Raw genomic sequence first — 21967 nt, forward strand, 5'->3', positions numbered from 1 at the left:
AATTTCCCCATTCTGCTTATCATAAACGAAACAAAAAACCCGATCTGTGCCTAAGCGCACAAACCGGATTTTATAGAGTGTATTATCGAACGCCAAGCGCCATTTTTGCATATCTTGACATGTTGTCACGTGACCATGGCGGGTTCCAAACGATGTCGACTTCGACGTCTTTAATTTCAGGAAGCTCCATCAGTTCTTGTTTAACGTTGGCAACAATTTGCGGCCCCATTGGACAGCCAATAGAAGTCAGAGTCATTGTAACTTTACCGATACCATCTTCAAGCAGTTCAGCGTCATAGACGAGACCTAAGTTGACAATATCGACACCAAGCTCAGGATCAATAACGTTTTCGAGTGCGCCCATCATGCTTTCTTTCATTTCATCAGCCATTGGAATTCCCCTTTCGATTTCAATTAGTTTTATCTATCATAACAAACCGGCATCATTCGTTCAAATGGTCTGCTAAAAACTCGACTGCACGCAGCATCCCAGGTCTTGAAACTGCATGGCCTGCATGCTCGTCCACCATGAATTCAAAGTCTTCCTGATGCTCATTGTATGCTTCTTTCACGGAATTAAAGAAGTTACGCGTAGGTTCGAACGGTACCATCGTATCGTTCATGCCGTGCCAGAAAAATACAGGACGGTCATTCAACCGTTTTGGATGCTGCGTTAAGTCAAAATTAGCGAGCGTTTCGAGTAAATTGTGGATATCTTCGTCTTTCATCGGAAGTTTAAATCCTTTGTTTTCGAATTGCTTCATTTGCCCTTTTGCAAGTTTTACATAACCTGGAGTTCCCATCATGACCGCTGCAGTGGTGATCCAAGGATAGGCAGCAAGACAGCCAAGCGTCGTAATGCCTCCCATTGATGTACCCGAAAATGCGATTTTGTCAGAGTCCAGTAATCCTCGTTGTTTCAGTTCTGTATGAAGGTAGCCGGCTTCTTCGATTGACGTCAGTACGATTTCCCAGAATCGTACGCTGAGCTGGACTTCATCCAAAGATTCAGAACGTACACCGTGCAAATGCGCTTCTGGCAATAAAACCCGGATTCCTTTTTTAGCCAGGTTGTATGCGTAATGTAAATTATGTTCTTTTGCACTGGTAAAACCGTGGAAAAACAAAACGACCGGCATCTCAGATGATTCTTGCTGTTCATCGACAATATGCAACAAAGGGACTGTGCCCCATTGTTCTTCAGTAACCCTCATCCTTCGACACCTCTTTTTACAGTTTTGTTGAGCATACCAATATTTTTCTAAAAAAACAAAAGTTGCGCCCGCGGTAAACTTTTTTGACTTGCAACCTATCGAAAGGCTACACTTAAATAAGAAGGAGGCGTTTAACTATGAAACCTCATTTAATCGCATTAGATTTAGATGGAACACTCTTAACTGACAAAAAAGTAATCTCTGAGAAAACGCTGGCTACATTGAAACAGGCGGAATCCGAAGGACACCAAATTATGATTGCAACCGGTCGTCCCTATCGCTCCAGCGCACCTTTTTATAAACAACTTGGACTAAAAACGCCTATTGTAAACTTTAATGGAGCATTCGTGCATCATCCTATAGACCGCTCGTGGAAAACCGTCCATGAAACGATTGACTTATCCGTAGTCAAGGATGTAGTGGATGCGATGCAAGACTTTAACTTCAAAAATATTGTCGCGGAAGTAATGGATGATGTCTATTTACAGTACCACGACGAAAAGTTACTGGACATTTTCAGTTATGGAACGACCAAAATTCAAGAAGGTGATATTCGTAAATCACTTGAAGTGAATCCTACAAGTCTTCTTATTCAAGGAGGAGATGGGATGGCCGATCCAATCCGTAAGCATCTTGAAGAAGTCCATGCGGAAGTAATTGAGCATCGTCGCTGGGGCGCTCCATGGGAAGTGGTTGAAGTCATTCGTCACGGATTAAACAAAGCCGTTGGAATATCCAAAGTTTCGGAATGGATTGGTATACCACAAGAACGAATTATTGCATTTGGTGATGAAGACAATGATTTGGAAATGATCGATTACGCAGGCATCGGTGTGGCAATGGGTAACGGCATTGATCGACTTAAATCGATTGCCAATGAGGTAACTCTTACGAATAATGAAGACGGCATTGCCGTAATGTTACAAGAGCGACTTAATTTAAAAACAACTTAAAGCGAGCGGAGGATTTTCATGAAAATTTTCGTAGACAGTGGATGCGACTTGCCTAAATCGTACTTGGAGGAAAATGATGTAACGCTTCTTCCTCTGACCGTATTGCTAGACGGTAAGGAATATCAAGATATCGTGGAGATTGATTCAAAAGAAGTCTTCCAGGCCATCCGTGCTGGAAAGCAGCCGAAAACTTCACAAGTTTCTCCTGACCGTGTGCTTGCATTGTGGAAGGAATTTGCCGAAACAGGAGAAGATGGTATTTACATTGCCTTTTCTTCTGAATTATCGGGTACATATCAGACATCTGTCATGATGCGAGATCAGGTAAAAGAAGGTAATCCTAACATGAATCTAATCGTTGTGGATACGCGCTGTGCATCTCTTGGCTGTGGATTAGTAGTCGAAGAAGCAGTTCGCTTACGGGATGCTGGCGAGGATGTCCGCTCAATTGAACGCAAAGTCCGTAAAATGGCTGGTAATATGGAGCACTTGTTCACTGTTGAAGATTTGGACTATCTGGCAAAAGGCGGAAGGGTTTCTAAAGCGAGTGCGTTCTTTGGCGGCTTACTTAACATCAAACCACTGCTGCATGTAGAGAGCGGCCGTTTGGTGCCGATTGAAAAGCATCGCGGCCGTAAGAAGGTATTCCGACGGATGCTTGAATTGATGGAAGAGCGCGGAGACCACGTGGGTGACCAAATCATCGCAATCAGTCATGGTGATGACGAAGCAGGAGCAAACGAACTTCGTGACTTGATAGAAGAAAAGTTTCATCCGAAAGAAATTCAAATTCACATGATTGGTTCCGTTATTGGATCACACGCTGGCCCTGGAACACTTGCGGTATTTTTCCTAAATAAACAATAAAAAGAGCGCAGCTCACTGCGCTCTTTTTTGTTACTTATTTTTCAATGCTTTACGCTCTTTGCGTGCTTTCCGTCCTTTTCTCCATACTGCCCATAGGAAGCTGAGGAATAATACGTACACCATAATTGAAGCGATTAGATAAGGTACGTTGAATCCTTTGTCCTCTTTCACTAAATACACTTCAGCCAATTCGCGGTCAACGACGACATGATACTGGTCATCTTCAGTTTCGACGATTTGGTCGCCATCTAAGACGCCGCGGAGTCGTTTCTTAGTGCCAATTTCTTTTGGATCGAGGGCATAACTTTGAGTTTCCCCTGTATTGTTAATGGCAATAATCCATGTTTCTTCATCATCAAATACTTTATATACCATATAGCCGTTTTCGTTGTGGAGCATTTTAAAGTTACCAGAGCGCAGTGTTTTGGACTGATTGCGTAATGTGTTCATATCCCCAATCAGTTCCTTCAGTTCCATGTCCGTTTTAAAGTTAAAGAGCGGATGGCTTTCTGGTGCTTCTTTCCCGTTCACTGCAATTTCAGTACCATACGGCACTACAGGAATTCCTGGCAATGTAAATAGTGCAGTGACTGCGACTTTCCAGCGAGTCGGCGGAAACATTCTTTCTTTTACAATGTCATATGTAAAACGGGGTCCAGTTAAGCTGTCAAATTGAATTAAGTCATTGGGATTGCTTTTTTCAAATTGGTTGATTGGTGATGAATCGGGATCGATTTTCACGAATGATTGACGCAATGCTTTCATGGACTCGTCACTCGGCTGTGCATCGACTGCTGCATCCGTTTCTTCTTCTGTCAGGACGTACAAATCTTTAGAAGCTTTTTTCAATGCATCTATAAACTGATTCAATACGTCAGTATCGTAACCACTTGTTTTAGTGAGTCGAATACCGTCAAGATCATACTTTTTCACGAAGTCGACCATTGTTTCTTGAAGCACACGCTGAACGTCTGCATTTTTCGGATCCCAATCGATTGTGTCCCCTTCACCAGGAGTCGACGGGAGTTTGTCCGCCCATTTATTATCCTTACTGACACCAGCTAATGGGAAGTCTGCGATCACTCGCACGTCTTTGTCATGCAGCTCGTCTATCATTGAATTGAAATCGTCTTCCGTTCCAAAATGAGGTTCCAGCTTGGAATAATCGAGCACTTCTGAACCATCATAGCTCGCCGTTTGAAAAACCGGTCCTAACGAGACAGTAGTGAAACCCATATCTAAAATGTGCTGCAAACGAAGGGATACTCCTACAAAATCCCCGCCGTTAAATGCCGATGGGTCTTGAGAATTTGAATCACCGTCATTTCGTCCGTCTCCGTTGTTAAAACGATCGACGAGTAAGTCGTATATACTTTCGTCATTCAAGCCCCGCTCTGCTTTAGCAGAAGCAACACCTGGAAGAACCGTTGCCAGCAGCAGTGGAATCATGATGATCATGCTGAAAAGTCGTTTGACGTTCACTAAAAAAGCCTCCTTCAAAAATGAATCCGTTGGGTGTGATCACAATAGGTTGCAGTTGATCATAAAGTTCGGATTTTGCTCATAAATCTCGTTTTTTGATCATAAAACTCTAGTTTCGCTCATAAATCCCGATTTCTGATCATAAAACTCAAGTTCCGCTCATTAATCACGATATTTGATCATAAAACTCTAATTTCGCTCATAAATCCCGGTATCTGATCATAAAACTTAAATTCCGCTCATAAATCGCGATATTTGATCATAAAACTTAAATTCCGCTCATAAACCACGGAATCTGATCTTAAAACTCTAATTCCGCTCATTAATCCCGATTTCTGACCATAATCCCCATTATGTGATCATTACTCATTTCTTAATACTACCAAACCGCACAATCCGTCGCCATGGTTTCTGAAGAAAACTAAAACCTGTACACAAAAATAAGGCAAACCTGTGAAAATGGCATAACAAAACCCACTGAAAAATTTTCAGCGGGTTTGTGTTTTCATTCGAACTCATCGTTGTCTTTCGACGCATGCATTCGTTTTGAAGTAATAACGACAGAGAGTGCGAATAGAAGCATGACACCAAAAACAGCTAATAATACCGTCCATCCGACCATTCAGCAGCCCTCCCTAGTTACACTTCAAATCTTCATTATGCGAAGAAGTCCAATCCGATCGGCAATTTGAAACCGAGGAACATTGTGATGAGAAGGGAAACAATGAACAAAATCCAGAACATCTGGGTTGATTTCCCTTTTTCCTGTTTTGCGAATACCATTTCCATCATACCGATTGTCAAAATTCCGAATAGGAATTTCACGCCATACAGTGCTGAGTTCAAGTCCATATAACGGATGAACAATGCCAATCCAGTAATAATGATTAAAATGTAAAATACGCGTAACACCATTTTTACAATTTTACGCTCTTTTGTTCCTGGCGACATGCCCGACGCGACTATGAACAAAATAATTCCTACGACCCATGTAAGAATATGCAAATGTGTTGAGTTTGATAAAAAGTCCAAATTAGTCACCTCATTCAAATTTCAATTCCATTCCTTATCTTACCATACATCGGCAGCAAGACAAACTAGATGGACCTTTATTTAAAGTAGTTTACAAGGGTTCCGATTCCTTCAACAGAAATCTTTACAGTGTCTCCGGATTTTAAAAATGTCGGCGGTGTCATGCCTTTTCCAACACCTGCCGGAGTTCCTGTTAAAATGACATCCCCTGGCTCAAGCGTCACATATTTTGAAAGTTCTTCAATGATTTCATCGATAGGAACCGTCATAGACCCCGTATTTCCATTTTGACGAACGTCATCATTCACTTTTGTCACGATGGACAAGTTGTGAGGATTTGGAATTTCATCTTTTGTTACGATATACGGACCGAGCGGGCAGCTGCCGTCCAGAGTCTTACCTAGGAAGAACTGTTTGCGCTCGGCCTGCAGGTCGCGAGCCGTTAAATCATTTCCGATTGTATATCCGAAAATCGTATCGTATGCGAGCTGTTTTGGAATGTTGCGACCGCCTTTTCCAATAACGACGGCAAGTTCTCCTTCATAATCATACTCACTCGTTAAAGATGAATGGACTGAAACGGTTTGCTCGTCGCCAGTAATTGCTGTTGGAGATTTCGTGAAGATCATGAGTTTTTCCGGAGTGCCTTCTCCGCCCATTTCAGATGCATGGTCCGCATAGTTTTTCCCGACGCATAACACATTTTTCGGTGTGCGTGGAATTGGAGATAACCATTCGATTGCATCAAATGAGTATTTGAAGCTGTCCATCCCTTCATGTTCGCGTGCTTGTTCACACAAGTTGCGAATTTGTTCTACGAAATCCATCCCGCTCGCAACGCCTTCAGCGATTGATGCCGGGAAGCCTTCTTCTCCAACTGCTTCTGCAATTTTCTGGACATCCCATACCGCTTCTTCTTTCTTCACTTTTGGTCCGAATAATGTTTTTCCATCATACTTAAACGAGAGTAGTTTCATTGCTAAAATCATCCCTTCCTCATTGGTTTGTCTTACGTACTGTTACGACAAGTCGTGTCGTTTCTCCTTTTTATTCGACAAAATTGTGCCATACGTTCCAATTCGCCATACCCATTCAATCGGCCCCATTTTAAAACGATTCAGCCAAAGGTCAGAAAGCAATGCCTGCACGACAAAAATTCCGACTGCCGTAAGCGTTCCTGTCATCAGATCCACTTTGCCATACATCCCGAATCCATAATGATAAAAAATGAGCGTCGCTATGACGGATTGACCGATATAGGTAGTTAATGACATACGTCCCGCTTTTGCTATCGGACGGAAAACTCTTGTAACCCATGGAACTGTGCACAGTAACAAGACGAGCGCTACATATCCTGCCGCCACAAGCGGTCCGCCGAAAAACGTCTGAACAAGCTGCAGCGAATAATCAGGACCTATTAAAAACGGTGTTGCTTTTAACACATAGCCGATTACTAACGTGCTGATGCCGATGACGAGCAATCGGCCTTTCAGCTCTTTCGCGCGCTCGATTACTTTCCATTTAGCGAGTGCTGCACCTACCATCATTAAAGGCAGAATCATGAAGGGTGTCATGAAAAGATTTAATCCGCTGATCAGAACCCATTCTTTTGCACGGAATAGAAATGCAGTCCAGTAGCCGCCATGTCCATAAACTTCAACCGATTGTGTAATTTGCTGTATGTCTGCAAACTCAGCAAGTGACGCCCCGCCCATCAGTCGCTCACCTAAATACGTAACACCGGTCAATAAACCGAGCGGCAAGATGTACAGTGCCAGAGCACCAAAAAACAGCCATTTAGGAGGTACTCGAACGAGAGCGATCATTAGAAAGCCCATTACCGCATAAGTGAATAACACATCGCCTGACCAGATGAAAAACGCGTGAATCAGGCCAAAAACGAGCAATATGACCATTCTGCGAACTGCGATTGGGCCAAATGATGATTTTTGCAGCAATGACTTTTCATACTGCATACTTAATCCATACCCGAAAAGCATCGCAAATATCGGATAAAAACTAGCTTCCACTAAAATATCGATCCACATGAACGGAATTCCTTCTCCGTTACTCTCAAACCAAGTATATGGATCCATGTAAAGATATGGTGAATGAAACACGAGCATATTCGCGATGAATATACCTATTAATGAAAAACCTCGAAGCATATCTAGTGCTTCAATCCGTCCGGCTTCACCGGTTGGTTGTGATATCAAATCTGGACCTCCTGAACTGTAAGTGCGCGACCTTCTTCAAAGATATACAACAGCATTTCTTTAATTGGCACGTGCGTAATTTTTTCAATCGCATTTTTATACAAACTTAGTTGAATTGAATAGCGCGAACGCATTTCTGCATCCATGGCTTCTGCAGTATCAAACCGGCCTTTCAACCGATCCGTTTTGTAATCCAGCAGCACCCAGCTATCCGATTCTTCGAACAAGCAGTCCGCGATTCCTTGCAAGATTTGGGAATCGCCGTCTTCGCCATCATAAGCGTACGTAAACGGCAGTTCCTTCAACACGCGCTTTGCGTTTTTCATTCTTTCCGCAACAGGAGACTGCGTAAACTGTACAATCGCGTTTCGATCCAGCGCTTTCACTTCTTCTTTCGTCAGCAATTGACGTGACAGCAACTCTTCAAGTAAAGCCTCTACACTTGCTAAATCATGTGATACTGTCAGATGAATATGCTGCATGACCGTGTGCATCGCTGTCCCGACTTCTGCTGCATTGATTGCGCGCGCTTGCAGGAATGCAGGTCGTGCGTGCAAGTAGGCCTGACTCTGCTTCGCGTCATGGGTTAATGGATCATTATAATCGGACTCTGCTTCAAGTTGTGCAACCCGCTTCAGTTCTGTCACGGACACTTTTGAACGTTTTTTCACGGATGCCGCATGCGGATACTGATAGTCAAAACGATGTGTCACGTCAGCCAGAATGGTTTCATCCACAGGTACCGCTTCAAGTTCTACCGGTTCCAGTACGTCTTCTTCAACATCAGATTGTTGCAATGTCTGACTGAAGTAGGAAACGGGCAATGTGTTAACGTTCCACTTAGATGGATGGTCTTTCACCATCGCCCCTTGTGTGGTCCCGAACTTCATGAAATCTGCGTGGCGGGCAACTGCAGGACCAATCCAATCTAAATAACCGTTGGCCCGGGAACGCATGTAATCCGGAAGCCTTTCGTCCGGATCTACAAGCTGTGCATCCTGCCATTTTGTTATAGACTTCTCAATATCTTTCACTGTTGCAACTAACTCCAGCTGCTCTTTGGCACGTGTCATCGCGACATACAATACCCGCATTTCTTCTGAACGCATCTCGAGCTCTTTTTGTTCCTTCATTGCTAAAAATGGCAGCGAAGTATACATAATCCGTTTGTCAGGATCAATTGCTTTGACGGCTAAACCGAAATGCTGGTCGAATAAATACGGTTCATTGAAATCCATTTTATTGAACTGCCGGCCAACACCCGCAACAAATACATGAGGAAACTCCAGACCTTTTGAAGAGTGGATTGTCATGATTCGTACGACATCTTCTTTCTCACTCAAATATCTTGCAGCACCGAGGTCGTCCCCTCTTCGCTGCATTCTGTCTACAAAACGCAAGAATCGGAACAAACCGCGGAACGATGTTTTTTCGTATTCAATCGCCCGGTCGTGAAGTGCGCGCAGGTTCGCCTGGCGCTGCTTGCCATTCGGCATACTTCCGACCATTTCATAGTAGTTCGTATCGCTGTAAACTTGCCAGATGAGTTCAGAAAGCGAGCCGCGTCTTGCAAGATTCCGCCATTGCTCGAATGCTAATAAGAACCGCTGAAGCTTTTTCTGGGTCCCAGGCTCCATGCCAGATCCTTGTGTGGCAATGAATGTCTTCATCGCTTCATAAAACGGTGCGTTTTTATCTGCAAGACGAACTTGGGCCAACTCATTTTCCGTCATGCCGACAAATGGCGAACGAAGTACGGAAGCGAGCGGAATGTCCTGATACGGATTGTCGATTACCCGCAATGTATTCAGCATAATCGTCACTTCAAGGGCGTCAAAGTACCCGTGGGATAGTTCAACATAAACAGGGATTTCCGCTCTCTTGAATTCTTCAGAGATTTCAGCGGACCAAGTCATCGAACGCATCAGTACGACGATATCGCTGTATCGAATCGGCCGTTTCTCACCGCTGAATGCATCGCTCACTTCGTGTCCTTCATTCATCCACTGCTTGATTTTCTTGACCATGTATCGGGCTTCGGCTTGAGAGTTTCTGAGATTCTCCAAGTCTTCACCCGTGGCATCTTCAAACTCTTCCTCTTCAGAATAAAGGACAGTCAAGTGTGCAGTCGTATCGGGTTCCGGATAGCGTGCGCCATATTTCAATTCAGCCGCTTCATCGTATTCGATTTCGCCAACCCGTTCACCCATTATTTGCGAAAAGATGAAGTTCGTCGCATCTAACACTTCTTTACGGCTTCTGAAATTCGCGTTTAAATCGATTTTCAAACCTTGTTCTGCGGCAGCTTCCGTAAAACGTCCATACTTACCTAAGAACAGTCCGGGTTCTGCCAGACGGAATCGGTAAATGGACTGTTTCACATCCCCCACCATGAACAAATTCCCATCGGATTCACTGCCGCTTTTCACAAATTGGATAATCGCTTCTTGCAGCAAGTTGGTATCTTGATATTCATCCACTAGGACTTCTTTGAATTTTGACCGATAATCTACTGCAATATCTGATGCAACCAGCACATCCCCTTCCCGCTTCGTTAAAATATCAAGTGCGTAATGCTCAAGATCCGAGAAGTCGACGATGCCTTTTTCAGTTTTAACGGTGCGATAGCGATGGCCAAATTCTATGACTAATTTTATAAGTGTATGCATCATCGGTGCCATCAGTCGGATTTCAGTGAGCAGCCTAGCCGGTGTCCGGACGAAATAGGCTTCTTTCACACCCGTCACAAGTTTTTTCACAGCATCCCGTAATGCTTTCGCACGCTTCGCGAGGTCTTCATCACACGAATCTTTTTTCACAGCACCCGCTTTGACAAAAACAAGCTGCTGGAAAAATGCATGGGTCTGTTCCCAAGTACCTTGCGAGATTGTCCGGATCGCTTCGTTGATCCATACTAAATCCGCTTGTGCAGTTGGGACGAGTGGCGCTGGGCCATCCGGAAGTTCTGCGATTCGCTGCATATCCTGTGAAAGTGCAGCCGCTTCTTCCAGCTTTTGCTGAATGGCTGACTTTAATGGTGCGATGAATGCCAGCTCGTCAATCGTCACTTCTTCTGCAATTTCATATTGCTGAGGAATTTGCAGCAGCCACTCTTCAGGCTCAGGATGGACGCGTGAGTAGTCATACAGTCTATCGATCAGCAGTTCCAGCGACTGGTCATTCCGATCGGATGTGAAGCTGTCTGCAAGCCTGTACACTTCTTCAGGATCTTCGGCACTATAGGCATCCTCCAGCACATCGGCAATCGTATCGTCACGCATTAACGCAGCCTCAGTCGGATCCGCAATTCGGAATCCAGGGTCAATATCGAGTAAATAAGCGTATTGACGCACAACATTCAAACAAAACGAATGGAGTGAAGAAATCTGTGCTTTATTCAACAGGCTGAGCTGTTTACGTAAATGAGAAGATTCCGGACGCAGTGCAATGGCTTCTTCAAGTGCTGCTCCCATGCGGTGTCTCATTTCAGCTGCCGCCGCGTTCGTGAATGTCACAACAAGCAATTCATCCACGTTAATGGGATTTGTATCATCCAGCACTTTCTCAATAAGCCGGGTAATCAGTACTTTCGTTTTACCGGATCCTGCTGCTGCGGAAACTAGAATGTCCCGGCCAGACGCATAAATCGCTTTCCACTGCGCGTCGGTAAACGTGACGTCACTCGGTTTCGGTGGTATGTGCATGGGATTGTGCCTCCTTCCTCATTTTCTCTAACGATGCCTGTGCGGATAATTCTTCATAGTTCCGGTAGAATGCATTCGGATCCGTCGTATCGAACTGGCACACGCTCTTATATGGACAGAAGGTGCATGGCATCCGCTCTTTCAACTTATAAGGATAGACTCGTGTATCCCCAGCAAGCATTGCGTCGCCCGCTTGACGGTGTCGAGATCGGACAACGCCGCGCAGCATCTGCATATCGTCAGGCGCCAGCACTTTGGATGTCGCGTAAAACGAACCGTCTTTTTTCACTCGCGCCGGTATAATTTTAGAAGATTTTTCAATGTCGCTGTCCATTTCTTTTACGACGGATAAATCCTCAAGCACGTATCCTTTCATCGAATACGATTTCAGCATTTCTTCTTCGACCGCTTCTTCCGACAACTCTTGGATACTGCGAATCATCGGATTATGGACATGGACATACAACATCCCTGCAGGATCTGCGTGTAATTGCAGCCAATCGTCAGCATGCTCCAAAGCGACATCCAAATACGTCAGCATTTGCAGCGATAATCCGTAATACACTTCCGTCAGATCGAGTGCTTTGGCAGACGATTTGTAATCCACTATCCGGATATAGGTTTTATCCTGAACGGTAGATGCATCCACCCGGTCAATACGGCCGCGCAAATTCATCGAGCCGCCGCGTTTTAGTGGAATAGATAATGGCGGCATCTGCTCACCTGGTCCAAATCCGACTTCAACAGCAATCGGCTCGAAGCTTGAAGCTGTCGCTTGGCTGCGCAGTGCAAATAGTGTTCGTTGGATAATCCGGGTCAGCTTGCGCTTAATGTATACATGGCGGCTCGTTGATAACAAGATCCGGTGGAAGAAGAACGGTGCGATCCCTTCTACAGCATCATGAGCTAAACGGTAACAATCTTCTTTCGTAAGTCCGCTCCACGTTGCGCCTGTCCTCATAATTTCATCGGACACCCATTTCAATGCCGCGTGGAACAAATCCCCAATTGCAGGGGCTTCCAATGTGAATTCAGTCCGTTCCCGAAGGCCTAACCCGTACGTCGCGAAATGTTGGAATGGACAGCTGTAATACGATTCCACGCGGGAGACACTCGATGTCATCGTTTCTCCATACAGCCCGTGCGTCAAATCAGGCGTCAATCGCTCTGTATCGGTTCCTTGCTTTCGTTTTCCTTGAATACTTGTTAAAATCGACGCCCACAATGGATCATCTTCGTAATAGGTAACGACTGCCTGCCAAAGTGGCGAGAGCGGCTGTCCTAATTCCACGTTTCGGATTTGTGCGGATGCATATGGCAATGCAGGTCTTGGATGTGAAATATACGGCAGATCATCGCTTTCAGACGGCAAATCGAGTGGGTCAGTCACAACGATATCTGTCGTTAATCCTTCAAACAACTGGTGCAATCTAGGAATATATAACGATGGTATTAAAGCCTTACCGGTTTCATCTGCGATTGGATACGTAATCGTTAGTCCTTCTGAAGCCGCCGTAAATGCACGATATGCTTTATACGTCTCGTCCATTAGCCTGGATTTAGCAGAAGGAGCAAGTTCAAATCCAACTGTTTCAAACCACTGCCTGTCGGAATCCGATATTAGTCCTTCATTGTCGATTCGCTGCGGTAATACACCGTCATTTGTGCCAATTACAAATACTTCATCAATGCTGAGGAATGTCGCAAGGTCGATCGTCATCACGGTCACTTGGTCAAGTGATGGCGGAATACGTGCGAATTCGAGCGTGTCAAATCCTTCATCCAGCACCCGAACGGCGTCTTTTGCAGACATTTTTGCATCACCAAACATGAGCACGAACTGATCGAGTACATTAATCCAGCCGGTCCATGCTTGTTCATGCTCAGAAGCCCCTAGCAGCCTTCCAGCAAGTTCCTCTTCTCTGCGGAGATCGATGATTTTATCATACACATGGAGTTCTTCCATAAAAACAAACAGCGCTTCTGCCGCTTGGCGACCGTCTTTTGCGGCTTTCAGCTTCTTTCCGAAACTATCCAAAGGTCCGCGTATCAAGTCTCGGACACTATGCAATTCCGCTTGCATCGCAAGCTCTTCATCCGTTTGGACTTCCGTATGCAATTCAAGTCCTCGGTATTTCTTCACACGCCAGCGAACGTCGTCAAACCAGCGATGACCATGAATTCCATGGGCAAGGACGTAATTCTCCAGTCTGTCCGCACGTTCCCGCCAAATTTGACGGTCTTCGCCCTGAGGGAAAAACAAATCTGTTTTCACTGCGCGGAATATTGATTCATACGACCAATTTCCTGTCACTGCTTCTAAAACAGATCTTGTAAACTCAATGAGCGGATGATGCAGCATCGGCTTTTTCTGACTGATGAACACTGGAATATCATATTGAGGAAAAATCGTTTCAATCAATTCGTCATACACTTCAGGCTGCCGATACAAAATCGCGATATCCCTGTATCGTTTACCCGTCATCACAAGGTTTCGGATTGATCTGGCAACAGCATGCAATTCAGCGCGACGGTCGGTCGCTTCGATTACACGCACATCCCCATTGCTCGGCTGCGACCTCGGCGGATACTTATCAAATTGGGCTTCCACGTGAAGGACATCTGGATTTTTGAAACGTCTTGGCGTCATCAAGCACAATTCCGACTCGATTTCGACGGCTTCTTCACGAGCGATTTCGCTGATCATTTGTTTCGTACGCACCGGACTGAAAAACAGCTCGTGATCTTCTGTCGCTTGCTGTGCTTCATCTGTCGGAAGCGCGACCGTTACCCGTTTCGCAGTTTTCAACAGTTCCCTCAAAATTTCATGCTCTCGATTCGTCAATAATTCAAAGCCATCTATGTAAATATCAGCTTCTTGGATGTAGGAGGAGAATTTCACTTGGCTTGAGAGCATCGCTAAGTGCCCTTCACTATCGACGTAAGAGGTTCCTAACCGTTCTTCGACTTTTTCGAGCAGCAGGGATAAGTCCCCCGCTTTGTCGACGAGAGAACGGGGTGCAGATGCGTCTGCCAATTGCGTATGCAGCTCGGCAAGAGTTCCGTGATCGAGACAATACCGGCTGAATTCTTTCAGCACTCCTTCGACTTGTTCCGTAAACCCCCGCTTATCCGCTGCTTGGCGGAACAATTTGAAGTCCTCACGGTTTTCTTCCAAAACGCTTCGAATGAGCATGCGATAGCCAAAGCCATCCACCTCTTTTCGGGTAATGCCCCCTGTTTCTTGCAGCACTCGCCAGGCCAATCGTTTGAACGTCAGTACTTGCGCGCGCACCATGCCCTTGAGGCCGAACTCAGCAGCTAAACTATGTTCCATCGAATACGACATTTGGTCCGGCACTATCAATATAATCGGAGGACCAAGCGGATCTTGCTGCAGCGCTTGGACAATTTCCTGTTCAATTGTATAGGTCTTCCCGGTTCCTGAGCGTCCTGTTATAAATCGCAGCGTCATGAGATAGCCCCTTTCAATCATACTAGTCCTTTTATTGTACTGGTTTTCGCTGGAAGAATCAAAGTCTGAGAGATGCTTTTGCGAATAAATGTTCGCATTCGATTTGGGAAGGCATTTTGGGGTCTTTGGAGGGTATTTCGAGAGAGTTGATGGGATGGTGGATGTGATTAGAATGGTTATGAGCGAAATGTGAAATTTATGAGCGCATTTAAAGTTTTATGATCACTTTTCCAGGTTTATGAGCACTTTTATAGGTTTATGAGCACATTTCCTGATTTATGAGCGTTTTTATAGATTTATGAGCACTTTCCACTATTTATGAGCGCCAGCAATAAATTATAAGGTTTCCTCATAATTTATGGGCGCCTTCACAACTTCATTAGCACTTATCAATAGGTTTTATCCAAACAAAAAAACGCTTCGCAAGGCGAAGCGCACATAATATATTCTTTCATCCAAATTAAACTAACCCCATAAAAGCTTATTTGTCTTCCCAATGTTTCGTGCCATCCCACTCCCGGGCATGGCGTTCGACTTTCTTATTCAGCCGTTTCTCGAAATACTTCCCTACTAACCACAGGATTAGAATTACCGCACCAACAATGGCGGAACGGATGGGTTGAGTGAGCAGTGCTTTTAAATCGTAGCCGACGAAACTGATCATAAAGATCATGACAAACTTCCCTGCCATCAAGATTGCTAAATAATAGGTTTTCCTCATGTTGGAAAGACCTGCTACAAGGTTTACGAGTGCGGAAGGCGTAAATGGAAAACAAATGAATAAGAAAAGCGGTCCAAATCCATTGCTCTCCACCCACAAGATGAGTTTCTTTACTCGCTTATGACGTGTAATGAAATTCAAGAGACGGCTTTGTCCGTACTTCCGGATAATTAAAAACACAACATAAGAGCCGACTACCGTTCCGATCCACGATAGAATGAAACCCAGCCATAAACCGTATGCAGCCGAATTGGCAAATACGAATACGAAAAGTGGTAAGAACGGCAGAAACGACTCGATAAACGGCAGTAGAATACCGATGAACGGACCAAACGCTTTATATTGTTCTGCAAGTTCGATAATTTTATCCACACTTAACCAATCTTGCATCTCTCGTCACCCCAACCTTATTCTCTCTTTTTATAACCATTTAAAAATTCAGTCTTGTTGTCTTTAGCAGATGTAGTATAATCACTAGTATTGGAAATTTAGATGAAAGCCGGGATGTCCATGAAACAAAGTGAATTCAACAAAGGCCTACGCGCAGGTCTCAGCATCGGGATCGGCTACTTTCCCGTTGCGCTCACATTCGGCTTACTCGCCAAGACGACAGGGCTTTCCCTCGTCGAAACGACTGCCATGAGCATCTTCGTATTCGCTGGAGCTGCCCAATACATATCTCTCAGCCTGATTACGGCTGGTGTCGATCCATTTTTAATCGTCCTCAATACATTCATCGTCAACATCCGTCACTTTCTTATGACGGCTTCGCTGAATGAAAAGATGCAGCCTTCATCCAAGCCAGTAAAAGCAGCTGTTGCATTTGGTGTTACAGATGAAACCTTCTCAGTTATCGCAACGAGTAAGGAAGACAAAGTCTCCAGTGCTCAGGCGTTCGGTGTCATCGCAGTCGCCTATGGCAGCTGGGTAGTATTCACAGCAATCGGTCACGTTATCGGAGACAATTTACCCGTATTCCTACAAGCTGCAATGTCGATTGCACTTTATGCGCTATTCATCGCACTGCTAGTCCCTTCGATGAAAGGGAATCGGAAAGTTGTGCTGCTTGCAAGTGTATCTGCGATTCTAAGTTGCGTTTTTTATTACACAGAACTGTTATCCACAGGTTGGGCTATTCTCGTTTCGACATTAGTTTCATCAGTCCTGATTGAGCTGCTGTATGCAAAGGTTGTCCGTGTTCCAATACCCGCAGTTGAAAAGGAGGAGAGCTAATGGGTACAGCTTATTGGTGGATGCTGCTCGGAATGGCACTTGTCACGTACATTCCTCGCATGATCCCGCTTACCGTACTCGATGGCAAAAAGCTGCCGCCGCTCATCACAGGAATCTTAAGCAATATTCCGTTTGCTGTCCTCGGCGCACTTATTTTTCCAGCAGTCTTTTATGTACAAGAAGGCAACATTCTGTTTGGTATCATTGGCGCAGGCACTGCCTTTCTAATTGCGATTTTAGGCTTTGGACTGATGCCTGTTGTCCTTGGTACAATTGGCGTGCTCGCTGTCTACAGCTTATTCAACTAGTTGCTTTTGATACTATCATACCCCAAAAACCGGTTTCTTATACTAGTAGAATTAAAGAAATAAGAAAAGCCTCACACAATGTGCGAGGCTTTTCTCGTTGTCTTCTATTAATCTTGCAGTTCATCGTTCGAACGGCGATGTGCATTTGCAACCATTCGATTTGCATACCAAAATCCAACCGTCAAAGACAGCGCATCCGCAACATACAAAATCCAATTATGCGTGTATCCGGCATAAACGGAGGCGGCGATGAGCGCGATAGTTAAAAACAAGCCAACCAGCTGGTGAAATGTCACCCTTGTGAAAAAGACTACGAGAATACCTGGGATGAACAGCGCCATCACAAACTTTGTTGCTAAACTTTCCACTCAACTCCGCCTCCTTTTCAGTCATTATCGAACGAGCAAAAGTCCCAGCTGATAATGATCATGTCGATACAATACTTGCTGCATAAGCCGGACTTCTCCGTTACGATCTGCGACTTGCAATCGGCAATGTGCCGCATTCACTTGAATCGCATCATACAATTCTTTTTCGTTCGCTACTTGAATGCCATTCACTGCATGAATCACTTCGCCCGGCAGTAAATTCAATTTTTCAGCAGGCGATCCTGGGAGTACTCCTGCAACCACAACACCGGAAGAACTTGGCGGTGCCGCATAGCCTCCGCTGCGTTCTTTCAGTGCGACGGAAATCGTCAATACAGTACGTACGACTACACCTACGAGCAATGCAGCCCAGCCGATGTACGGCTCATAAAGTCCACCAAGCCCAATGACGAGAACGACAATCCCTGTCCGGATTACGGACAACCCAAGTTTCGGAAGGATTTCATCCGGAAAGTGTTTACGAGCAATTTGACTGAAGCCGATCACTACGGGCACCGGTACAAAACTGAACGATTCTGCACCAAGCGTAAACTGCGGCCAATACGGAACATGCGCTGCAATCATATCTCCAGGAACGAGCATTAGGACTGGTAACAGCCAGATTCGTTTCACTTTAAATCTTGCTGCACGAAGTCCGCGACTCGTTTTCTCCAGCTGTGGAGATGTGTAGTTAATGGTAGATTTCTGTATCAGCAAGCCTTCCGCTACTAACAAAAGTCCTGCAATGACTGGAATGACCACTGCTAATTGCCCCAACAAGTCGGCATCTTGCAAAGACCAACCTTGATAAGAAAACGTTCCTTCTACTCGCTGCCACAAAACCAGTCCAAAGAATGAGAGCGCTATTGTATAGATCGGAGACCCCCATTGATAGTAAAAACTGAGCAGAACTACGATCATTACTGCTGAAAACAGTACGATCCATCCTGCATCGACTACTAATCCGATTCCACTGAACAGAACCGACAATAGTAGAGCGTACAGCCATGAATCTGCAAAGAGTCTTTTAAACTCGGTAAGTCCCGGTAACTTACGAATGTTAAAATCCTTTCGCTCACTCTTCACACGCATGTAACCGAGCGCTACAGCGACCAGCAGTATGAGCCAAAATAACGGATTAAGGAAAAAGACGACAATCGCTTGCAGGACATTCATCCACCAATTCACAGACACGTTCGTTCACACTCCAATCCAATCCCGATGTTTTGTTCTATTGTAACAAAGATTGGAACGGATTGGATAGTCGTGACAGATGGCTCTACTATTTTAGTTCAAATCGATCACTTACCTGATAGTTTGTGGTGCAAGTATCCAACTGACATGGACAGCTGCTCATCGTTCTTTGTATCATTGCGATAGGCTTCAGCGCTTGCTTTCAACGTTTGGAAGAACGCGCTATCCATTTCCCCTACGGACACTTGGTCTTCATCGCTCATGAATTCAACGACGGCTGCCTTCGTTTCTATATCGAAAAAGCCATCTTCCCTCGCCGTTTTATAACCCAGGGACGTCAACAAACGTTGTGCGTATGCAATATCATCGTTGAATTGGTCTTCTTTATACACTTCGGCAATGACTCTAAGGTGTTCAGAGAACAATCGGTTTTGCTTCACTTCAAGATCCGATGCGACTCCTTCGGTATGAATCCAGCGTTCTTTCGGAGTCAGCCACTTGTGTGTAGATAATTTCACTTCGCCGCCATTGGAAAGTTTCATCGTTTCTTGCACTGTGCCCTTTCCGAAACTCGTCGTCCCGACAATGAACCCACGACCTAGATCTTGCAATGCACCACTCAACACTTCACTCGCGGATGCACTGCCTTTGTCTTGAATCAATACAATAGGAAGAGACTGCAGTTTCGGATTAAAATTCAACTCTTTTGGTTTCTCTGTTACAAGAGGTGTCAGCTGGCCTTTGACGTCTTCCATGTACGCAAATACTGTATCTTCAGGCAGCAGACTTCCCGCAATATTGCCAACCGCATGTAAGTAGCCACCCGGATTTCCTCGTACATCGACGATCAAAGCTTCCGCACCTTCATCCAATAAAAGATCTGTCGCTGCTTGCCACTCTTTCGCACTGTCTTCACCAAACATAGTGAGTCCTATGTAGCCAATTTTCTTTCCACGCTCTTCGATCATATTTGTAGTGACGGTGTGTACTGGAATTACGTCCCGCTCAATATCTAATTCTACATGCTTACCGGACTCTGGACGATAGACAACGAGTTTAACGGTCGTCCCTTGTTCTCCCCGGATTTTTTGTACGACTTCTTTCAGCGTTTCGCCTTCTAACCGATCCCCGTCAATTTGAACGAGTTCGTCGTACGGAAGCAATCCTGCTTTTTCTGACGGTGATCCTTTGACTGGTGATACGATTACGAATTTCCCATTGGTGCGCGTAATTTCCGCGCCAATTCCTACGCGTTCGCCTGCAAGTGATTCTTTGTGCGATGCTGCCTCTTCTTTCGTTAAGTACGTGGAATATGGATCTCCGATGACGTCTGCCATCCCACGTAATGCGCCTTCGACCAGGTCGTTGTCTTTGAGGTTATACACAGCGTTATTCGTGATGACTTCATAGGCTTCGTCAATGACGTCGAACTTATCCCCTGATTTGTGGCTGGTCTTCTCTGTTTTTCCACACCCATCCAATACGAGTACTAAACAAACCGCGAGTGCGGCTAAAATTCCTAACGCAAAAAAACGGCTCTTGCGCATCGTCATCATCCCCTCCTCTTTCCACTATATGAAAGAAGGTGGGTGCTTACGACAAGCAAGAACCGGTAATTGTGATTAAGTGTAAACGTTACGAATAACAGTGTTGATTTACGCTACAGACGGACGCGGGCCTACAGGATGTAGGTCATGCAACCGTTGCGGCAGGACGCCGCGTACTTAGGTTGTTTCCATCAGTATCCCTTAGGAGTCGCCGTCTTTCGCTTCAATCAACGGGTCGCATTCAAATTAGTAATTTCATTGAATAAATGATTAAAAGATAAAATCAGAGTTCAAAATCTTTTATTATTCAACATCCGCAACTAGCTGTTCCATCATTTGTTCGTCCATGGGACCGACGATTTGGTTGTCGATCGTGCCGTCGGTTTTGAGGATGTAAGTAGTTGGAATCGAAAATACTTTGTAATCGCTCATGCCTCGGTCTTCTGTATCGAGCAGGATCGGGAAAGTCAGTTTGTATGCTTCTACGAATTCTTCTACTGCTTTTTCACCGCGGTTTTCTGCAGTTGTTAAGTTGACAGAAACGAGCTCGACGTTGTCTTCATCGGTTAACTTCTTATAGTAGTTTTCCATGTGAGGCATTTCAGCTTTACACGGAGGGCACCATGTTGCCCAGAAGTTCAGAATGACTTTTTTCCCTTTAAGGTCAGATAGCTTTACAGTATCTCCATCCAACGTTTTCATTTCAAAGTCAGGGGGTGTTTCCCCTTGCCCCAAACCTTGCACTGCTTCAGATGTAGCCTTTGTGCTTGCTGTGTCAATCACTTCTGGTTTATCTAAATTCGATTTCACCATAAGTACGACCATTGTTCCGATTACGAGAATTGCAATCGTATATCCAATCCATTTTTTATTCATACGACCCCTCCATCTAGTTCTGTACGCTTTTCTATCCTATTTTTTATGATGAGCACTAAAACACTTGCTATAACGGTTGCGAGGAATGGAATCCCTTTAAATCCTACAGGCTGAATTGCTGCAATGAACGCATGAGCCGCAATGAACATGCCAATCGAATATGATAGGGGCAGTTCTTCGTGTGCAGAATATCGGTAAACCAGTATAGCTAACAGCGCAAAAAAGATAATAGTGATTGCTTTCGATGCCAAGGAGGCATCATTCAGAAAGGCCATTGAGACCTGGTAACCCGCCTGAGCGAAGACAATCCCTGTAAACACACCTTGCGTGAGTAAATTCGGCATAGGCTTTCGAGAGAAAAAGAGGACCAATGCAGCCGCTGCAATCCCTCCAATGAAGCCGATTATTCCCCCGTTGAAATATAAAATAGCCATAGGGGCTCGGCGTACCGTTTTAAAGTCCGTCACAATTACGGACAGCTTCCAAACAATAATAATCGTAAAGATTGCGTCTCCCCAACTATCAGCAACCAGTTTACCGAATTTCTTCCGGACCGCGAGCCAGGCGAAGAAGAACCCGATAAGTGCTGAGATCCAAGTCGAAGGGAGCGTAACTTTCCATAGTAGAAAATAGTCAGTGACAGGCATCTTATTCTCCTTTAGTACAGTATACCTCTCATGGTATCTTAAAACGTTTCTTAACTCCATGAAACCTGCTTGAAAGCTAAAGAAAAAGACCCGCTAAGAAGCGAGCCTTTGACTTTTACGGAGCTCCCTT

General features: G+C 44.9%; 18 protein-coding genes. 4 read left to right on the plus strand and 14 right to left on the minus strand.

Annotation, left to right across the window (positions count from 1 at the left end):
- Nucleotides 1–82: 82 nt before the first annotated feature.
- Both QT716_RS15665 and QT716_RS15670 read right to left on the minus strand, forming a co-directional pair.
- Complete coding sequence (locus QT716_RS15665; protein ID WP_317937093.1) at nt 83–391, minus strand: metal-sulfur cluster assembly factor; 309 nt, start codon at nt 389–391, stop codon at nt 83–85.
- Between the two features lie 52 nt (nt 392–443).
- On the minus strand, nt 444–1214 hold the full coding sequence (locus QT716_RS15670) for a prolyl oligopeptidase family serine peptidase (protein ID WP_317937094.1): 771 nt from the start codon (nt 1212–1214) through the stop codon (nt 444–446).
- A gap of 137 nt (nt 1215–1351) precedes the next feature.
- Between QT716_RS15670 and QT716_RS15675 the strand changes: the two genes are divergently transcribed.
- Entirely contained in the window at nt 1352–2167 is an 816-nt protein-coding gene (locus QT716_RS15675; protein WP_317937096.1) for a Cof-type HAD-IIB family hydrolase, read from the plus strand.
- Nucleotides 2168–2185: 18 nt separating this feature from the next.
- Nucleotides 2186–3034 (plus strand): DegV family protein, encoded by an 849-nt coding sequence (locus QT716_RS15680; RefSeq protein WP_317937098.1) that lies wholly within the window; start codon nt 2186–2188, stop codon nt 3032–3034.
- A gap of 30 nt (nt 3035–3064) precedes the next feature.
- On the opposite strand, the gene QT716_RS15685 is transcribed toward QT716_RS15680, so the two are convergent.
- The 7 genes from QT716_RS15685 to QT716_RS15715 all read right to left on the minus strand — a co-directional run bounded on the left by QT716_RS15685 (nt 3065) and on the right by QT716_RS15715 (nt 16054).
- The gene (locus QT716_RS15685; protein ID WP_317937099.1) at nt 3065–4516 is read right to left on the minus strand and encodes an alpha-amylase family glycosyl hydrolase; all 1452 of its coding nucleotides are present in this window, start codon (nt 4514–4516) and stop codon (nt 3065–3067) included.
- A 657-nt stretch (nt 4517–5173) separates the two neighbouring features.
- Nucleotides 5174–5548 (minus strand): YisL family protein, encoded by a 375-nt coding sequence (locus QT716_RS15690; RefSeq protein WP_317937100.1) that lies wholly within the window; start codon nt 5546–5548, stop codon nt 5174–5176.
- A 77-nt stretch (nt 5549–5625) separates the two neighbouring features.
- Nucleotides 5626–6525: a fumarylacetoacetate hydrolase family protein gene (locus QT716_RS15695; RefSeq protein ID WP_317937101.1), complete on the minus strand. Its 900-nt coding sequence runs from the start codon at nt 6523–6525 to the stop codon at nt 5626–5628.
- A gap of 42 nt (nt 6526–6567) precedes the next feature.
- Nucleotides 6568–7764, minus strand: coding sequence for a DUF418 domain-containing protein (locus QT716_RS15700; protein ID WP_317937102.1), 1197 nt, complete (start codon nt 7762–7764; stop codon nt 6568–6570).
- Nucleotides 7761–11468, minus strand: a complete 3708-nt coding sequence (gene addA / locus QT716_RS15705) for a helicase-exonuclease AddAB subunit AddA (RefSeq protein WP_317937104.1) — start codon at nt 11466–11468, stop codon at nt 7761–7763. The genes QT716_RS15700 and addA overlap by 4 nt, the downstream gene beginning before the upstream one ends.
- Nucleotides 11443–14943 (minus strand): helicase-exonuclease AddAB subunit AddB, encoded by a 3501-nt coding sequence (addB, locus tag QT716_RS15710; protein ID WP_317937106.1) that lies wholly within the window; start codon nt 14941–14943, stop codon nt 11443–11445. The genes addA and addB overlap by 26 nt, the downstream gene beginning before the upstream one ends.
- A 481-nt stretch (nt 14944–15424) precedes the next feature.
- Nucleotides 15425–16054 carry a TVP38/TMEM64 family protein gene (locus QT716_RS15715; protein ID WP_317937108.1) on the minus strand — a complete coding sequence of 210 codons (630 nt, stop codon included), beginning with the start codon at nt 16052–16054 and terminating at the stop codon, nt 15425–15427.
- Nucleotides 16055–16174: 120 nt separating this feature from the next.
- Here QT716_RS15715 and QT716_RS15720 point away from each other — a divergent pair, with 120 nt between their 5' ends.
- The gene (locus tag QT716_RS15720; RefSeq protein ID WP_317937110.1) at nt 16175–16897 is read left to right on the plus strand and encodes an AzlC family ABC transporter permease; all 723 of its coding nucleotides are present in this window, start codon (nt 16175–16177) and stop codon (nt 16895–16897) included.
- Complete coding sequence (locus QT716_RS15725) at nt 16897–17205, plus strand: AzlD domain-containing protein (RefSeq protein ID WP_317937112.1); 309 nt, start codon at nt 16897–16899, stop codon at nt 17203–17205. Before QT716_RS15720 ends, QT716_RS15725 begins: the two co-directional genes overlap by 1 nt.
- Before the next feature lie 107 nt (nt 17206–17312).
- Here QT716_RS15725 and QT716_RS15730 read toward each other — a convergent pair whose 3' ends face one another.
- From QT716_RS15730 to QT716_RS15750, 5 genes are all read right to left on the minus strand, one after another.
- Entirely contained in the window at nt 17313–17573 is a 261-nt protein-coding gene (locus QT716_RS15730; RefSeq protein WP_317937114.1) for a CsbA family protein, read from the minus strand.
- 24 nt (nt 17574–17597) lie between these two features.
- The gene (locus QT716_RS15735) at nt 17598–18761 is read right to left on the minus strand and encodes a PDZ domain-containing protein (protein WP_317937115.1); all 1164 of its coding nucleotides are present in this window, start codon (nt 18759–18761) and stop codon (nt 17598–17600) included.
- A 113-nt stretch (nt 18762–18874) separates the two neighbouring features.
- Nucleotides 18875–20323, minus strand: coding sequence for a S41 family peptidase (locus tag QT716_RS15740; RefSeq protein WP_317937116.1), 1449 nt, complete (start codon nt 20321–20323; stop codon nt 18875–18877).
- A 294-nt stretch (nt 20324–20617) separates the two neighbouring features.
- Nucleotides 20618–21190, minus strand: coding sequence for a TlpA family protein disulfide reductase (locus QT716_RS15745; protein ID WP_317937117.1), 573 nt, complete (start codon nt 21188–21190; stop codon nt 20618–20620).
- On the minus strand, nt 21187–21837 hold the full coding sequence (locus QT716_RS15750; RefSeq protein WP_317937118.1) for a hypothetical protein: 651 nt from the start codon (nt 21835–21837) through the stop codon (nt 21187–21189). The genes QT716_RS15745 and QT716_RS15750 overlap by 4 nt, the downstream gene beginning before the upstream one ends.
- Nucleotides 21838–21967 lie beyond the last annotated feature (130 nt).

The organism is Sporosarcina aquimarina (assembly GCF_033253705.1).
In the GTDB taxonomy this organism is placed as follows: domain Bacteria; phylum Bacillota; class Bacilli; order Bacillales_A; family Planococcaceae; genus Sporosarcina; species Sporosarcina aquimarina.

What these genes read in the sequence shown, in the direction of transcription:
- QT716_RS15670 (WP_317937094.1), bottom strand. Translation starts at nt 1,214, where the DNA reads ATGAGGGTTACTGAAGAACAATGGGGCACAGTCCCTTTGTTGCATATT.
- QT716_RS15750 (WP_317937118.1), bottom strand. Translation starts at nt 21,837, where the DNA reads ATGCCTGTCACTGACTATTTTCTACTATGGAAAGTTACGCTCCCTTCG.
- QT716_RS15715 (WP_317937108.1), bottom strand. Translation starts at nt 16,054, where the DNA reads ATGCAAGATTGGTTAAGTGTGGATAAAATTATCGAACTTGCAGAACAA.
- QT716_RS15720 (WP_317937110.1), top strand. Translation starts at nt 16,175, where the DNA reads ATGAAACAAAGTGAATTCAACAAAGGCCTACGCGCAGGTCTCAGCATC.
- addB (WP_317937106.1), bottom strand. Translation starts at nt 14,943, where the DNA reads ATGACGCTGCGATTTATAACAGGACGCTCAGGAACCGGGAAGACCTAT.
- QT716_RS15680 (WP_317937098.1), top strand. Translation starts at nt 2,186, where the DNA reads ATGAAAATTTTCGTAGACAGTGGATGCGACTTGCCTAAATCGTACTTG.
- QT716_RS15695 (WP_317937101.1), bottom strand. Translation starts at nt 6,525, where the DNA reads ATGAAACTACTCTCGTTTAAGTATGATGGAAAAACATTATTCGGACCA.
- QT716_RS15745 (WP_317937117.1), bottom strand. Translation starts at nt 21,190, where the DNA reads ATGAATAAAAAATGGATTGGATATACGATTGCAATTCTCGTAATCGGA.
- QT716_RS15665 (WP_317937093.1), bottom strand. Translation starts at nt 391, where the DNA reads ATGGCTGATGAAATGAAAGAAAGCATGATGGGCGCACTCGAAAACGTT.
- QT716_RS15740 (WP_317937116.1), bottom strand. Translation starts at nt 20,323, where the DNA reads ATGATGACGATGCGCAAGAGCCGTTTTTTTGCGTTAGGAATTTTAGCC.
- addA (WP_317937104.1), bottom strand. Translation starts at nt 11,468, where the DNA reads ATGCACATACCACCGAAACCGAGTGACGTCACGTTTACCGACGCGCAG.
- QT716_RS15675 (WP_317937096.1), top strand. Translation starts at nt 1,352, where the DNA reads ATGAAACCTCATTTAATCGCATTAGATTTAGATGGAACACTCTTAACT.
- QT716_RS15725 (WP_317937112.1), top strand. Translation starts at nt 16,897, where the DNA reads ATGGGTACAGCTTATTGGTGGATGCTGCTCGGAATGGCACTTGTCACG.